This window comes from Bacillota bacterium, assembly GCA_023511835.1.
In the GTDB taxonomy this organism is placed as follows: Bacteria; Bacillota; Sulfobacillia; order JAIMAT01; family JAIMAT01; genus JAIMAT01.
The window spans coordinates 1-14,834 of sequence record JAIMAT010000015.1 but is presented as its reverse complement, the minus strand read 5'-3'; the positions used below and the strand labels follow the sequence as shown (position 1 = coordinate 14,834).

Sequence of the window (14,834 nt, the reverse complement as noted above, 5' to 3'; positions counted from 1 at the left end):
GTGCGACAGGTCGCCAGCTCGGCCGTCGGCAGGTTGCCGGCGCTCTTCACCGCCCTCGGCCTGGCCCACTTCGCCCTGGGCGTCTCGCTGGGCGCCTGGATGGCGCTCAGGCCGGCGATCATCCCGCTGCTGCGGCCGCTCCACGAGCAGATCAACCCCTGGGGCTGGCTCACCTTTCTGATCACCGGCGTCACCTACGCCATGCTCTCCCTGCTCCTCGGGCGGCAGCCACCGTGGCCCTGGCTGGGACAGCTCCACCTGGCGGCGGCGGAGGTCGCCCTCTGGACGCTGCTGGCGGGCGACGTGGGCGCCACGCCCGCCCTGGTGGCCGCCGGCCTGGCAATGCAGGCGCTGGCGGCGCTTCTCTTCCTGGCCAATCTGCTGGCCACGCTTCTCTTTGGCGCCCGCCTCGACCGCGAGGCGCTGGCCGCGGCCGCCAGCCGCGAGTTGGCCCGGGAAGCCGAGCGCCGGGCGCGAGCGGCCGCGCGCGGGCGGCGCCCTCTGGCGCGTCCGGCGCCCTGGATCCACCTGCTGACCCGTTCGGAGCTGGCGCGGGAGACCGACCCGGTGGGCCGCCGCGGAACCGAGCTCGCCCTGCTGGCGCTCCTGGCGGCGCTGGCCTGGCAGCTCCGGCCGCTGGTCCGCGGCCTCGCGCCGGCGGCGCCCTACGTCACCCCGCCGGCCGGCGCTCTGCTCCTCCGCTACGGATGGGTGGCGGGCACGCTCCTGGCCGTCCCCCTCCACCTCCTCCCCCGCTGGCTCGCCTACCCGGCGGTTCGCCGCCGCGGCGGCGAACTGGCCCAGCTCCTCTGGCTCCTCGGCCTGGCCCTGGCAGCCGTCGGGAGCGCGCTGGGCAACTGGGCGCTGGCCGGCGCCGGCTCCCGCCTCCTCGGGCTGGCCCTGCTCGAGGCCGCGGCGCTCTACCTGGCGCCGGGGCGCCGCCTGCGGCGGCTGGGACCACCGCTCGCCTTCGCCTGGCGCGCGGGCTGGCTCTTCGCCGCCCTCCTCGGCCTCGGCCTCCTGCTGGGCCTCGACCCGCTCTCACCGCTGGCGACGCATCTGGCACTCCTGGGCTGGGCGACGACCCTGGCCTACGGGGTGGGCTACGCGCTCTTCCCGCTCTTTCTGGGGCGGCGGCCCCGCGCCGCGGGCATCTCGCTCCTCCAGCTGGGGCTGGCCGTGCTGGGGGCGGTGTTGATGGCTGCAGGCCTGGGGGCGCTCGAGGCCGGGCCCTGGGGGCGGCTGCTGCCGGGACGGGGCCTTCTGGCCGCCGGCGGCAGTCTGGCCGCCGCGGCGGCCCTCCTCTACGTCCTGCTCTGGCCCTTCGGCCGGGCGCGCGAGCCGGCTCCGACCGCTCCCCCCTCGCCGGAGGGAGAGCAGCCGCTCCCCGGAACGGGCCGGGCATGAGCGCCCGGCGGGCGGCTCCCCGCCCGGCGCTCGCCGGGCGGGCACGCGCGGTCGTAGCATGGGAGCCGGGGCGCGGGGCGGCGCGAGGCCCGCACCCCCTGCAGGCCGCCGTGCGGCGGCCGCGAGCCCGGCAACGAGCCGGCCGGCGGAGGTGAAGAGAGTGGAGGAGAGCGTGACCCCGGCGGGAGCGGCCGGGGCGGAGGTACCGGAGCGGGAGCAGTTGGAGCCGCGCTGGCGGTGGCGGCTGGAGGATCTCTTCCCCGACGCGGAGGCCTGGGAGGAGGTCTTCCGCCAGGCGGAGGGCCGGCTTCCCGAGCTGGCCGCCCAGCGCGGCCGCCTCGGCCGCAGTCCCGCCGACCTGCTGGCGGTGCTGCGCCTGGCGGACGAGCTCTCGCTGCAGCTGGAGAGGCTGGTCGTCTACGCCAGCCTGCGCCTGGACGAAGACCAGCGCGTCGCCCGCAACCGGGAGCGGCTCGACCGCGCCCTGGCGCTGGCCCACCGCGCGGCCGAGGCGGGCGCCTTCCTCGAGCCGGAGATCCTCGCCCTGGAGCCCGGGCGACTGGAGCGCTGGCAGCGCGAGGAGCCCGGCCTCGGGCCCTACCGTCCGCGTCTGGAACGCCTGGCGCGGCTCCGGCCCCACGTCCGCTCGGAGGAGACGGAGGCGCTGCTGGCGGCCGCCGGCGAGCTGGCCCAGGCGCCGGAGCGGATCTTCCAGGCGGTCCAGCACGCCGACCTCCGCTTTCCGCGCATCCTCGACGAGCAGGGACGCGAGGTGGAGATGAGCCACGGGCGGTACGTCCACTTCCTGGAGAGCCGCGACCGGGAGGTGCGCCGGCGCGCCTTCGCCGCCATGGGCGAGACGCTGGCGCACCACCGCCACACGCTGGCGGCCTCGCTCCACGCCGAGGTGCGGAAGAACGTCTTCTTCGCCCGGGCGCGCCGCTACGCCTCGGCGCGGGAGGCGGCGCTGACGCCGCACCAGATCCCGGTGGAGGTCTACGACAACCTGGTCGCCACGGTCCGCCGCCACCTCGACCTCCTCCACCGTTGGGTGACGCTGCGCAGGCGAGCGCTGGGCCTGGAGAGCATCCACCTCTACGACGTCTACGTCCCCGTCGCGGCCGAGCCGGCCCCGCCCGTCCCCTACGAGGAAGCCGTCCGACTGGTGGAGGAGGGGCTCCGCCCGCTGGGCGAGCGCTACGCGGCCGACCTGGACGAGGCGCTGCGCGGCGGCTGGGTGGACGTCTACGAGAACCGTGGCAAGGTGTCGGGCGCCTACACCACCTCCGTCTACGGCACCCACCCTTACGTACTCCTCAACTACCAGGGCGACCTGGACGGCGTCTTCACCCTCGCCCACGAAATGGGCCACGCCATGCACAGCTTCTACTCCAACGCGGCGCAGCCGTATCCCACCGCGCGCTACGCCCTCTTCGTGGCCGAGGTGGCCTCGACGCTCAACGAGTCGCTGCTCATCCAGGAGCTGCTGGAACGGAGCCGCGACCCGCAGGAGGAGCGCCGCCTGCTGGACCGCTACCTGCAGACGCTCCGCACCACGCTCTTCCGGCAGACGCTCTTCGCCGAATTCGAGCAGCGGATCCACGAGCTGGTGGAGGCAGGCGGCGCGCTCCACGCCGACAACCTCTCCGAGCTCTACCACCGCCTCAACGTCGACTACTACGGCCCGGAGATGACGGTCGACCCGGAAATCGACCTGGAGTGGGCGCGGATCCCGCACTTCTACATGAACTTCTACGTTTACCAGTACGCCACCGCCGTCTCGGCGGCGACGGCGCTGGCGGAGCGCATCCGGCGGGGGGAGGACGACGCGCGCGAGCGCTACCTCCGTTTCCTGGCCTCGGGCAGCGCGCGCGACCCGCTCGACCTCCTGGCCGAGGCGGGCGTCGATCTGCGGAGCCCGGAGCCCATCGAGCAGACGCTGGCCTTCTTCGCCCAGCTGCTCGACCGCTTCGAGGCCACGGGGCTATGATGGCGGAGGTTCCCGGGCAAGTACGGTAAGGGGGTAGGGTAACGGTGCGGGCAGCGCTTCCTGTCGACAACGAGGGCCGGATCTTTCCCCACTTCGGGCGGGCGCCCCGCCTGGCGGTGGCCACCCTGGAAGACGGCCGGGTGACCGGCTGGGATCTCCTGGACGTGGACTGGGGCCGCTCTCACGACCTCGTGCCGAGGGGCGAGCACCACCGTCGCGTCTTCGAGACGCTGCGCGAGCAGGACGTCCAGGTGGTACTGGCCGGCGAGATGGGCGAGGGCATGCTCCGCTCGCTGGGCGCCGTCGGCATCCAGGTGGTACTCGGCGTCAGCGGCGACGCCCGCGGCGCAGCCGAGGCCTACGCGGCCACGCAGGCGCGCTGAGCGGCGGTGCCGGCCGGCAGGGGACCGACCCCGACGGCGGGGGGCGGGGCCCGCGGGCTCCGTCCCCCGTTGCCCACCTTCCCCTCAGAGGCCCTCCCGGCCTCGTCTATACTTCGGAGAGGAGCGGGGTGGGGCCATGGAGGTCGTCAAGATCACACCGCGCGGCTACTGCTACGGCGTGGCCGACGCGCTCACGCTGGCACAGCGGGTGGCTGCCGATCCGGCCGTGCCGCGCCCGATCCACATCCTCGGCATGATCGTCCACAACCGGCACGTGGTCGACTGGCTCCGCACCCTGGGCGTCGTCACCCTGGAGGGGAACGACCGCCTGCGCCTGCTCGAGGGCATCGACCGCGGCACCGTCATCTTCACCGCGCACGGCGTCTCGCCCGAGGTGAAGCGCCGCGCGCGCGAGAAGGGGCTCCACGTGGTCGACGCCACCTGCCCGGACGTCACCCGCACGCACGAGGTGATCCGCCAGAAGGTGGCCCAGGGCTACGAGGTCATCTACATCGGCAAGAAGGGGCACCCCGAGCCCGAAGGAGCCATGGGCGAGGGGGCGGGCCACGTCCACCTGGTGGAGGAGGCGCGCGACGTGGAGCAGCTGGAGCTGCCCCCCGGCAGCTCGCGGGTGGCGGTCGTCACGCAGACCACCCTCAGCCAGTGGGATACGGCCGACCTGATCGCCCGCGTCCAGGAACGCTTCCCCGGGGCGGAGGTCTTCAACGAGATCTGCCTGGCCACGCAGCTGCGGCAGCAGGCGGCGGTGGCGCAGGGGCGCGAGTGCGACCTGGTCATCGTCGTTGGCGACGAGCAGTCCAACAACTCCAACCGGCTGGTGGACGTGGTCCGGCGGATCGCGGGCCGGCCGGCCTACCGGGTGGGCTTCGTGGGCGAGATCGACCCCGCCTGGCTGCGCGGTGCGCGGAAGGTGGGCGTGACGGCGGGCTCCTCCACGCCCAGCCAGATCGTCAATGAAGTGATCGCCTACCTCGAGCGCTTCGACCCGGAGGAGCCGTCCACCTGGGAGCGCCACAGCCGCCTGGAGGAGGGGCCGCTGGCCATCCTCCCCGGCGGCCGGTCACCCGCCGGTTCCGGGGAAGGCTCGCGACCGGCATAGGAGAGCGGGCGGCGGACGGAGAATCAAGCTGGCTCAAGGGGTGATGCCCTTGTTCGTCCGCAACTTCTGGCGGACGGACATCCTCTCCGTCCGGCCCGAGACCACGGCGGACGAGGCGCTGGTCGTCCTGCAGGACACGGGCGTGACCTCCCTGCCGGTGACGCGGGCCCGGGAGCTGGTCGGCGTCATCACGGCGCGGGCCGTCTACGACTGGGCGCTCTCCGGGCGCGTGCCGCGGGTCACCGTCGCCGACCTGATGGATGCGGCGCCGGAACCGGTCCACCCCGACGACGTCATCGAAGAGGTGGCCGTCCGCATGCTGGGCGAGCCGCTCAACTTCCTCCCCGTCGTCGACGAGACCGGCGAACTGGTCGCCATCGTCACCCGCGACGCCCTGATCGCGGAGTTCGCCCGCCTCTTCGGCGCCGGCGAGGAGAACACGCGCTTCACCCTGGCGGCGGTGGAGCGGCCGGGCCAGCTGGAGCGGATCGCCCGCATCGTGGGCGAGCACGGCGGCAACATCACCCACGTGGTCACCCACCGCGCGGAGAGCGCCGGTGCCTACCTGATCATGCTCCGCGTCGACGTGGAGAGCCCGGGCGCGCTGGCCAAGGCCTTCGCGGAGGCGGGCTTCGGCGTCGTCGACGTCTTCAACTTCCGCAACGGCCGCCGCATCGGCCTCACCCGCTCGCCCCAGGAGTGAGCGATCGCCCGGAGGCGGACTCCGGGCGATCGTCCGGGACCGGCGTGCTCCCCGGGCTCAGCGGCCCGCGGGGCGCAGGTACTGCTCGAACCAGCCGGCGATCCGCTCCAGCCGGTCGAGGCGGTGCCAGGGCTTGCCGGAGCGCGAGAGCTCGTGGCTCTCGCCCGGGTAGCGGACGAAGAGCACCGTCCGCCCCAGCTTCTTCAGCGCCGCGTAGAGCTGTTCCGCCTGCTCGATGGGGCAGCGCCAGTCGTTCTCCGAGTGAAGGATGAGGAGCGGCGTGCGGATCGCCTCCACGTAGGTGAGCGGCGACATGCGCCGGTACGGCTCCGGGTCGCGCCAGGGCAGCGCCCCGCCGAACATCTCGTCGTCCAGGAAGCCGAAGTCGCCCGTGCCGAAGTCGCTCTCCCAGTTGACGACGCTGCGCATGGTGACGGCGGCGCGGAAGCGGTCGCTGTGGCCGACCGCCCAGTTGGTCATGAAGCCGCCGTAGCTGCCCCCGGCGATGCCGGCGCGCTCCGGGTCGAGGCCGCCCCGGGCGAGGCCGGCGTCCAGCAGCGCCATGACGTCCTCGAAGTCGTCGGTCCCCCAGCGGCCGTGGATGGCGTTGCGGAAGGCCTCCCCGTACCCCTCGGAGCCGCGCGGGTTGGACCAGAGGACCGCGAAGCCGCGGGCGCGGAGCAGCTGGAACTCGAAAAAGAAGGCGCCCGTGTACATCATGGCCGGCCCGCCGTGCACCTCCAGCACCACCGGCGCCGGCACCCCGGCTTCCGGCCCGTTGCCGGCCGGCCGCAGCAGCCAGCCGTCGATCTCCGGACTCCCGGGCCGCGCGCGGAAGGTGAAGCGCTCCGGCACGCCCAGGTCGATCCCGTCCAGGAGCTCCCCGTTGATCCGGCTCAGCCGCCGGAGCCCGCCCTCCCCCGGCCGCCCGCGCCAGAGGTCGCAGGGCGCCAGCGCCTCGGTGCCCAACGCCACGAAGAAGGAGCGGTCGCGGGGCCAGGCGATCCCGAAGAGGCTCGGCTCCTCCCCGGTCAGCGTCTCGACGCGTCCGCCGCCCACCTCGACGGCCACGAGGCGCGTCGCCCCGCGGTCGGAGGCGAGCGCGTAGAGCCGGCTCCCATCCGGCGACCAGACCAGCGGCGCGCCGCCGTCGTGGCCGCGGGTGTCGCCCAGCGAGGCGTCGACCAGCGAGCGGTCGTAGCCGGCGCTCAGCGGCTGCGCCGCGCCCGAGCCGTCGGCCGGCACCCACCAGGCCTCGGCGTTGCCCGAGGAGCCGTCGGGGTTCTTGCGCGCAAAGAGAAAGGCGATCCGCTCGCCGTCGGGCGACCAGGCCGGCTCGCCCACGCCCCCGCCGCCCGCCGTCAGGCGCCGCGGCTCCCCGCCCTCCAGCGACAGCACGTAGAGGTCCGTCAGGTCGGGGTGCGCCTCGTCGCGCCGCGAGACGAAGGCCACCCGGCGGCCGTCCGGCGAGGGTCGCGCCTCCTCGTCGTCCCACCCGCCGGGCCCCGTCAGCCTGCGCAGCCGCTCCGGGCCGGCCGGCTCGCCGCCGGCGGGCAGCTCGGAGAGGTCGAGCAGAAAGAGGTGGGAGCGCTCCCGGTGGATGTAGCCCACGCTGTCGATGCGGTAGAAGATGCGGTCGACGACGCGGACGTCGCGCGTGTACCGCTTCCTCTGGGCCGCCGCCTCGTCGGGTGGCGGTCCCTCCTCCTCCGGCTCGGGCGGTTCGGGCCCCTCCTCGCCCTCGCGGACGGTCAGGAGCAACCGCCGCTCGTCCACCCAGGCGAAGTCGGCGATCCCCTTCACCTGCGTCACCTGCCGCGCCTCGCCGCCGTCCGCCGGCATCAGCCAGAGCTGGTTCGAACCGGAGCGGTCGGAGAGGAAGCCCACCTGCCCCCCGCCGGGCGAGTAGCGCGGATGGCGATCCGAGCGGCCCTCCGGGGGGTTCGTCCAGGGGCGCGGCGGGCCGCCCCGCTCGGGGTCGAAGGCGACCAGGCGCGAGCGGTAGCCGTTCCGCTTGGGGTCGATGGTCGTCTCCACGCAGAGGAGCCGCGAGCCGTCGGGCGACAGCTCCGGCTCCCCCAGGAAGCGGAGCCGGAAGAGGTCCTCCGCCTCCAGAGCACGCAGCGTCATCACGTCACCCCTCTCGCCGCCAGCCTACCACGCCCCCGTCCGGCCCATCTCCAGCAGGCCCAGCAGGGTGGCCAGCACCGTCTCAGGCCGGATCACCTCCATGCAGACCTTCCAGGGGCACTCCCACTCGAAGGGCTGCGCCATGCAGTTGAGCCCGCAGGCTCCCTGCACCGGCACCGCGTTGGGGTAGGGCGGTGCCCAGAGCCACGCCTGCGCGGGCCCGAAGAGGATCACCGTGGGGGTTCCCTGGAGCGCCGCCAGGTGGGCGAGCCCGTTGTCGACGGCGACCACCGCCCGTGCCGCCGAGAGCAGGTCGAGCGTGGCGCCGATCTCCCCGTCCCCCAGGTGGGGCAGCCCCCCGGCGGCCAGCTCGGCCACCTGGTGGGAGTACGGCTCGCCGGCGCGACCGACCACGGCGGGGCGCCAGCCCCGCTCCCGCAGGGCGCCCGCCAGGCGGCGCCAGCGCTCCAGCGGCCAGAGCTTGTTGCGGCGCCGCCCCCCGGGCGCCAGCAGCACCAGGCGCTCCAGGTCGCCCGGCTCCAGCCCGGCCGCCGCCAGCAGCGCCTCCGGCGGCCGGCTCTCCAGGCGGGGCCTCTCCGCGGCCGGCGGGAAGCCGAACATGCGCTCCAGCACCCGGAGCATGTGGATGGGGCCGAAGGCCCGCGTGAAGGCCTCCGAGCCCCACCACCAGTCGCGCTGCATGGGGTGTTCCGCCAGGTCGTAGAAGCGCGCGCCCTCCGCCCCCCGGCGCCGGGCCACGAGAAACTCCTCCACGGCCGCCGCCCGTGTCACCCACGGCGCGCGGGCCAGCAGCTCCGCCTGCACCGGCGCCGGGCAGGCCACCACCAGCGGGCCCTCCTCGCCCAGCCGCCTGAGGAAGGGCAGGGTGAGGACCAGGTCGCCGATGCCGCCGCCGTAGAGGCGTACCCAGGCTCCGCCGCCCGCCTCGCGCCGCGCCTCCTCCCCGCCCACGCCGCCTGCCGGCACCCCCTCAGCCGCGGGCCGGCGTCGTCGCGCCGCCCATGGCGCGCCGGGCCAGGCGTGCCGCGGCGTAGAGGAGCGCCACCACCACCGCGTTGGCCAGCGTGGTGGGAAGGACCACCGTCAGGAACAGCGTGCGGAAGGCGGCCGACGGCACCGCGCCCATGGCCATGGCCACCCGCAGGAAGACCGTCCCGCTGACCAGCGTGCCCACCACCGCCACCACCACGGAGAGCAGGTTCGGCTGCAGCCGGCCCACCAGACGGATGACGCCCACCACCACCAGCGTGGTGACGATCTTGTCCACCAGGTTGGGGATCTGGCCGCCGGGCATGCTGGTGGTCAGCGCCGTGATCACGCCCGCCGCCAGACCCGCGGCCACGTCCACCGTCAGGTTCCGGAAGAGGAGAAGGATGACGAAGAGCATGGCCAGCACCAGGTCGGGCTTCATGCCCGCGTAGAAGGGCGGCATCACCGTGTTGAGCACGTAGCCCACGGCGAGCAGCAGGGCGGCCGTCGCCAGATCGGCGACGCGCAGCCGCTCGCCCTGCCCGCCCTCGCCTGCCACCGCCTTCTGCATGTCCAGGACCCCCTCGTCGCGGTCCCGCCGGACCGCTTCCGTCGCACCGCCGGCGCGGGACGGGGGAGCCTCTCCCCGCGGGCCTCCGGGATGCAAGAAAGCCCGTCCCTCGAGGGACGGGCTCTCTCCGTGGTGCCACCCTGCTTCGCCGCCGGCGGCGGCGCGCTCGACGGCGACCCTCCTGCCGCGCGGTCCGGCCCCGGGGCCGGACGTCGCGGCGGTGTGGGCCGCCTCCCCATTAGCGGCGGGGTCCCCGTCCGGCCTCACCGGCCCGTTCCCGGGCCGCTCGGCCGGAAGGCTCGCGGGTCCATTCGCCGGATCTCCGCGCCGGTTCCCAGCTGCCCCGGCTCTCTGGGGCGGAGACGCCCCGGTTACTCCTCCCGCTCATCGCCCGTGCCAGCGGTGCGACTTTGGCACCACTATCGGCGACGCCCCCGCCCCTGTCAAGCGCCGCGCCGCGCCGGACGAGGGCGCGCGACCGCCGGGCGGCGCGGCGCCGGCCGGGGCGCATGATAAGCTCTAGGACAGGAGGGGTCGAGGTGTTGGGTGCGGGACGACGCTGGATCCGCCGGGCCGTGGGACTGGGCCTGGCGGCCGGACTGGTGACGACCACGGCGCTGGGGGCGGCGGCAGGTGCGGCTCTGGGGGCCGGCCTGCGCGAGGTGAGCCGGTCCGGGCGGCGCGGCGGCGAGAAGGCGGAGCTGCGGCGGCGCGCCCGGGAGTTCCGCCGCCGCATGGCCTACGCCTTCGACGTCTGGCGCCAGCCGTGGCCCGGGGAGGACGGCGAGGGGGCGGGCGGCTACCGTCCCTCCATCGAGCCCGGGGACGACGTCTGAACGGCGGCGGTGCGTTCGCTCCGCAGGGCGTGGACGGTCCTGGCGCTGGCGGCGGGCATCGCCTTGGAATGGCTGGCGGTGGCCCTGCTGGAACGCCTGGGACGCGAGGAGCCGGCGCGCCGCCTGGCCTCCCGCCTCCTGCCGGCCCAGGCGCGCCGCCTGCGGCGCACGGCCCTCCGGCTCCAGGGCCTGCTGATCAAGGTCGGGCAGTTCCTCAGCACCCGCGTGGACGTCCTGCCGGAGTCGTTCACCTCCGAGCTGGCCAGCCTGCAGGACCTGGTTCCGCCGGCCCCCTGGCCGGCCGTGCGGGCCCGCCTGGAGGAGGCGTACGGCCGTCCTGAGGCATGGCCCTTCGCGCGCGTGGAGGAGGAGGCGCTGGCCGCCGCCTCCCTGGCGCAGGTGCACCGGGCCTGGCTGGACGACGGCCGCCTCCTGGCGCTCAAGATCCTCCGCCCGCGCATCGAGCGGCTGGTTGAGACCGACCTCTGGTCGCTGGGCGTGGCTGCCCGGTGGGCGTCCCGCTGGACTTCCTGGGGGCGCCGCTACGACCTGCTCCGCATCTACCAGGAGTTCCGCGAGACGACGCTGGCCGAGCTGGACCTGCGCGGCGAGGGGGAGCGGGCGGCCCGCTTCGCCGCCAACTTCGCCGGCCGGCGCGGGGTGCGCGTCCCCCGCGTCTACCCGGAGCTCTCCTCCGCGGTGACGCTGGCCATGAGCTACGAGGAGGGCATCCCCTCCGACGACGCCGAGGCGATGCGCGCCGCCGGCATCGACCCCCGCCGCGTGGCGCACCGGCTGGTCCGTGCCACCATGCGCCAGATCCTGGAACACGGCTTCTTCCACGCCGACCCGCATCCGGGGAACCTGTTCGTCGCGCGGGACGGAGTCCTGCTCTACCTCGACTTCGGCATGACCGGCGAGGTGGGCGCCGGCGACCGGGAGGCGGTAGCCAAGCTTCTCCTCTCGCTTTTGGCGCGCGACAGCCAGGGCGTCGCCGAGGCCGTGGTGGCGCTCGATTTCGTCCGCCCCGGCACCGACCGGGGGGCGCTGCGCAAGACCATGGAGTTCGCCATGGAGCGGCTTTTGGCCACGGACACGGCGCGCGACCCCGAGGCCTTCGCCCGCTTCACGCGGGAGATGGGCGACTTCCTCTACTCGCACCCCTTCCAGCTGCCGGCGCGCTTCCTCTTCCTGGGCCGCGCGCTGGGCATCGTGGCCGGCACCTTCACCCGGCTGGCGCCGGGCGAGGACTTCATGGCCTCGGTTCTCCGCGCGGGGCGCGAGCTGCTCTTGGGCGACGGGCTCCTGGCCCGCAGTCTGGGCGGCGCGCTCGCCCCCCTCGCGCCCGCGCCGGCCGCGGAGGCGGCCGGGGCGCTCCCCGCCCGCGCCGGCGGGAAGCGGCGGGCCCCCGGGCCGCTTCTGCTTCTCGCCCTGCTGCGCCCCTGGCTGCAGCTGCCCACGACGCTGGAGGGCATCCTGCGCGAGCTCCGCTCCGGAGAGGGCGCGGGGGCGCCCTCCCCCGCCTCCCGCACCGGCCGTCCGCCCTCCGCGCCCGCCCCGACGGGCGCCGAGCCTGCGATGGCGCGGCTGGTGGACCGCCTCCTCTGGGGATGGTGGGCGGGCCTGCTGGCGCTGGTCCTCCTCTTCGGTCCCGCCGCCGGCGGCCTTCCCGCCCGCCCGCTCTTCCGTCTCCTGGCGGGGGCGGCCGAGGCGGTCGCCCTCCTCCTCTGGCTCCGCACCTACCGGCGCTAGCCGAAGGGCCTGCAGCGTGCGCGGCGCGCGCCGCCGGCGGGGCCGGGCGGCACGCCTTCTACCGCCTGGTATAGAGGGGCCGGCCTGCCGCTCCCGAATCCGGGGCCAGATGGTGCCGGAAGGAGGGCGTCGCATGGCGCAGCCCGAGAGGCGCGTGCGCGTGGCCGTGGACGCCCTGGCGGGCGACCACGCGCCGGAGGCCATGGTCGAGGGGGCGCTGGCGGCCCTGGAGGACGATCCCCTCCTGGACGTGCTCCTCGTGGGGCCGGTCGCCCGCCTGGAGGCCGAACTGGCCGCGCGGGGGGCGCTCTCCCGCCTCGCCTCGGGGCGACTCCGCCTGGTGGAGTCGCCCCGCCGGGTGGAGGAGGGGGAGGCACCGGTCCGCCTCCTCCGCGCCGACCCGCAGCTCTCCGTCGCCGTCACGGCGCGCCTGGTGCGCGACGGAGAGGCCGACGCCGGCCTCTCCGTCGGCCACACGGGCGCCACGCTGGCCGCCGCCGCGCTGGTGCTGGGCCTGCTGCCCGGCATCGAGCGGCCGGTGGCGGGCGTCGCCTTCCCCTTCGCCCCGCAGACCTTCGTCCTCGACCTGGGGCCCAACGTGGACGTCAACCCCCGGCACCTCGTGGACTTCGCGCGCATGGGCGCCGTCTACGCGCAGTGCTTCCTGGGCGTCGAGGAGCCGGAGGTGGCGCTTCTGGCCAACGGCCAGGAGCGCGGCAAGGGCAACCGGCAGACGCGGGCGGCCTACGAGCTGCTCGAGCGGAGCGAGCTCCGCTTCCGCGGGTATGTGGAGGGGCAGGACTTGGTGCTGGGCTCCGCCCACGTCGTCGTCGTCGACGGCTTCACGGGCAACGTCCTGCTGAAGTTCCTGGAAGGCTTGGCCGCCTATCTGGGCGGGCGGCTGCGCGCCGCCCTGGCGGCGGAGGGCGTGGCGCCCGGGCCCGCGCTGCGGAGCCTGCTGGAGATGCTGGAGGTCCTGGGCGACGCCACGCGCGTCGACAGCGTCCCCCTCATCCTGGGCGTCAACGGCATCTTTCTCCCGGGGCACGGGCGCTCGCAGGCGGAGGACGTCCGGCGCCTGGTGGCGGCGGCGGCACGGGCGGTGCGCAGCGGCGTGCTGCCGCGCCTGCGCGAGGCGTTGAACAGCGCGGAGGTGGGGTCGAGGTGAGCACGCTCTCTCTGACGGGGGATCGGGAGGCCGGCCGACCCTGGGACGGGCCGACCCTGGGCGAGGTGCTGGACCGGGCCGCCTCCGACTTCGCCCGCCACGTAGACGAGATCAACCGGATCAATGTCTTCCCGGTCCCCGACGGCGACTCGGGCACCAATATGCAGCGCACCCTGGCCTCGGTGGCCCGGGCGGCCAGACAGGCGGCCGCGACGGGCGCGGAAGCGGGCGAGCTGATGCGCCAGGCAGCCAGGGCGGCGCTTCTGGGAGCGCGCGGAAACTCGGGCGTCATCCTGGCCGAGATCTTCCGCGGCATGGCCCGCCAGGTGGCCGGCAAGGCCGTCCTGAGGCCGGCCGACATGGCCGAGGCGCTGGCGGCCGGAGCGGAGGCGGCCTACAAGGCGGTGGTCGACCCGGTGGAAGGGACGATCCTGACCGCCATCCGCGCCGCTGCCGAGGCGACCGCCCCCTTCCGCCGGGAGGCCGCGTCCGGGATGGGGGAGCTTTTGCGCGTGGCCGCCGAGGCCGCCCATGAGGCCACCCGGCGGACGCCCGAGCTCCTGCCCGTGCTGAGGGAGCGGGGCGTGGTCGACGCCGCCGCCAAGGGGCTGGCCACCTTTCTGGAGGCGGCGGCGCGGCAGGCGGCGCGCGTCGAGGCCGGCCTCCGCCCCGCGCACCCGGTGCCGGCCGGGGAGGGGGCGGAGACACCCGCGGCGGCCGCCGTCCTGCCGCAGGCGACCGCCGGCGCCAGCCCGGCCGCCCTCTACGGACAGGAGGTTCAGCTGCTCCTGGAGTCGACCCTGGAGCGGGAGGAGGTGCGCCGGCGGCTGGAGGCGCTGGGCGACTCGCTCCTGGTCATCGGCGAGGAGGGGCTCTACCGGGTCCACATCCACACGCGGCGCACCGCCGAGGTGCTCGAGACCTGTCGCGCCATGGGGCGGACCGAGCAGGAGACGGTCGAGGACCTGGACGAGGAGGCCGCGCGCGCCGAGGCCGAGCTTCACCTGCGCCCGACCCGCAGGGAGGAGGCCTCCGGCCCCTCCTGACCCATGGCCCTCCAGTCGAGGGCCGCGCTGCTCGCGTAGAGCTTGGCCAGACGGCCCGCCGAGTCCCAGGCCAGATACAGGAAGCCTCCCCGCAGCGGCAGCTCCACCACGGCCAGGCTGCCCGGCGTGGACGGGTCGAAGGGGACGAGAAGCCGCGCCGCTCCGGAGCGCGGGTGGCGCTGCAGCCAGGCGCGGAGCCGGGCCACGGCGGCGGCCGCGGGATGCTCGCCCAGGCTGAGCAGCTCCGTCTCCTCTACCAGCTCGCTGTCCGGGCGCAGCAGCCCCTGCAGCGCGGGGGCTCCCTCGCCCACAAGCTGCCCGTAGAGCTGGAGGCTGCGGTCGAGGAGCAGCGCCTCGCCGCCCTCCGCCGCCAGCGGGGCGCGCGGCGCGGGCGCCCCGCAGCCCGCCGCGAGGACGAGGAGGAGGGCCAGCCCGAGCCCTGGCAGGAGGCGCGCGCCGCGCCGCGACGGCCGTTCAACCACCGATGGCGTACATCGCCCGCTCGGGCTGGCGAAACTCCCGGCGGTTGATGAGATGGCCCTCCCACTTGCTCCAGACCGCACTCCGCATCACCGCGGCCAACTCTTCGTCGCTCGCTCCCGAGCGCAGCGGTTGGCGCAGGTCGGTCTCGTCGAGGGCGAAGAGGCAGTTGCGGAGCTTCCCGTCCGCGGTGAGGCGGATCCGGTCGCACTGGCGGCAGAAGGGCCGGGAGACGCTGGCGATGACGCCGAACTCGAC

Annotated in this window: 14 protein-coding genes; 9 read left to right on the top strand and 5 right to left on the bottom strand. The window is 75.2% G+C overall.

Translation table 11 applies throughout. From position 1 onward, the window contains the following. The 5 genes from K6U79_04300 (at position 1) to K6U79_04280 (ending at position 5,603) form a co-directional block, all read left to right on the top strand. Positions 1-1,407: a hypothetical protein gene (locus K6U79_04300; GenBank protein MCL6521578.1), complete on the top strand. Its 1,407-nt coding sequence runs from the start codon at positions 1-3 to the stop codon at positions 1,405-1,407. 58 nt (positions 1,408-1,465) lie between these two features. Continuing rightward, a complete protein-coding gene (gene pepF / locus K6U79_04295; GenBank protein ID MCL6521577.1) occupies positions 1,466-3,397 on the top strand; it encodes an oligoendopeptidase F in 1,932 nt (643 codons plus the stop codon). A 44-nt stretch (positions 3,398-3,441) separates the two neighbouring features. After that, positions 3,442-3,780, top strand: a complete 339-nt coding sequence (locus K6U79_04290; protein ID MCL6521576.1) for a hypothetical protein — start codon at positions 3,442-3,444, stop codon at positions 3,778-3,780. 136 nt (positions 3,781-3,916) lie between these two features. After that, positions 3,917-4,900, top strand: coding sequence for a 4-hydroxy-3-methylbut-2-enyl diphosphate reductase (locus K6U79_04285; protein MCL6521575.1), 984 nt, complete (start codon positions 3,917-3,919; stop codon positions 4,898-4,900). Between the two features lie 49 nt (positions 4,901-4,949). Continuing rightward, positions 4,950-5,603 carry a CBS domain-containing protein gene (locus K6U79_04280; GenBank protein MCL6521574.1) on the top strand — a complete coding sequence of 218 codons (654 nt, stop codon included), beginning with the start codon at positions 4,950-4,952 and terminating at the stop codon, positions 5,601-5,603. Between the two features lie 57 nt (positions 5,604-5,660). On the opposite strand, the gene K6U79_04275 is transcribed toward K6U79_04280, so the two are convergent. Genes K6U79_04275 through K6U79_04265 form a run of 3 tightly spaced genes read right to left on the bottom strand, consistent with a single transcriptional unit; the run spans position 5,661 to position 9,294 of the window. Continuing rightward, a complete protein-coding gene (locus K6U79_04275; protein ID MCL6521573.1) occupies positions 5,661-7,733 on the bottom strand; it encodes a S9 family peptidase in 2,073 nt (690 codons plus the stop codon). A 24-nt stretch (positions 7,734-7,757) separates the two neighbouring features. Next, a complete protein-coding gene (locus K6U79_04270) occupies positions 7,758-8,705 on the bottom strand; it encodes a glycosyltransferase family 9 protein (protein ID MCL6521572.1) in 948 nt (315 codons plus the stop codon). Between the two features lie 19 nt (positions 8,706-8,724). Next, entirely contained in the window at positions 8,725-9,294 is a 570-nt protein-coding gene (locus tag K6U79_04265) for a tryptophan transporter (protein ID MCL6521571.1), read from the bottom strand. A 539-nt stretch (positions 9,295-9,833) separates the two neighbouring features. Between K6U79_04265 and K6U79_04260 the strand changes: the two genes are divergently transcribed. From K6U79_04260 to K6U79_04245, 4 genes are all read left to right on the top strand, one after another. Continuing rightward, complete coding sequence (locus K6U79_04260) at positions 9,834-10,130, top strand: hypothetical protein (GenBank protein ID MCL6521570.1); 297 nt, start codon at positions 9,834-9,836, stop codon at positions 10,128-10,130. 9 nt (positions 10,131-10,139) lie between these two features. After that, positions 10,140-11,882 carry a hypothetical protein gene (locus K6U79_04255; GenBank protein MCL6521569.1) on the top strand — a complete coding sequence of 581 codons (1,743 nt, stop codon included), beginning with the start codon at positions 10,140-10,142 and terminating at the stop codon, positions 11,880-11,882. A 133-nt stretch (positions 11,883-12,015) separates the two neighbouring features. Continuing rightward, positions 12,016-13,050, top strand: coding sequence for a phosphate acyltransferase (locus K6U79_04250; GenBank protein MCL6521568.1), 1,035 nt, complete (start codon positions 12,016-12,018; stop codon positions 13,048-13,050). Next, positions 13,047-14,096, top strand: coding sequence for a DAK2 domain-containing protein (locus tag K6U79_04245; GenBank protein ID MCL6521567.1), 1,050 nt, complete (start codon positions 13,047-13,049; stop codon positions 14,094-14,096). The genes K6U79_04250 and K6U79_04245 overlap by 4 nt, the downstream gene beginning before the upstream one ends. Here the strand turns inward: K6U79_04245 and K6U79_04240 are convergent. Next, positions 14,051-14,578 (bottom strand): hypothetical protein, encoded by a 528-nt coding sequence (locus K6U79_04240; protein ID MCL6521566.1) that lies wholly within the window; start codon positions 14,576-14,578, stop codon positions 14,051-14,053. The genes K6U79_04245 and K6U79_04240 overlap by 46 nt on opposite strands. Beyond that, positions 14,571-14,834, bottom strand: a 264-nt coding sequence (locus tag K6U79_04235; GenBank protein ID MCL6521565.1) for a GTP 3',8-cyclase MoaA, incomplete at its 5' end; no start/stop codon positions are given. The genes K6U79_04240 and K6U79_04235, both read right to left, overlap by 8 nt.

What these genes read in the sequence shown, in the direction of transcription:
- K6U79_04250 (MCL6521568.1), top strand. Translation starts at nt 12,016, where the DNA reads ATGGCGCAGCCCGAGAGGCGCGTGCGCGTGGCCGTGGACGCCCTGGCG.
- pepF (MCL6521577.1), top strand. Translation starts at nt 1,466, where the DNA reads ATGGGAGCCGGGGCGCGGGGCGGCGCGAGGCCCGCACCCCCTGCAGGC.
- K6U79_04285 (MCL6521575.1), top strand. Translation starts at nt 3,917, where the DNA reads ATGGAGGTCGTCAAGATCACACCGCGCGGCTACTGCTACGGCGTGGCC.
- K6U79_04265 (MCL6521571.1), bottom strand. Translation starts at nt 9,294, where the DNA reads ATGCAGAAGGCGGTGGCAGGCGAGGGCGGGCAGGGCGAGCGGCTGCGC.
- K6U79_04275 (MCL6521573.1), bottom strand. Translation starts at nt 7,733, where the DNA reads ATGACGCTGCGTGCTCTGGAGGCGGAGGACCTCTTCCGGCTCCGCTTC.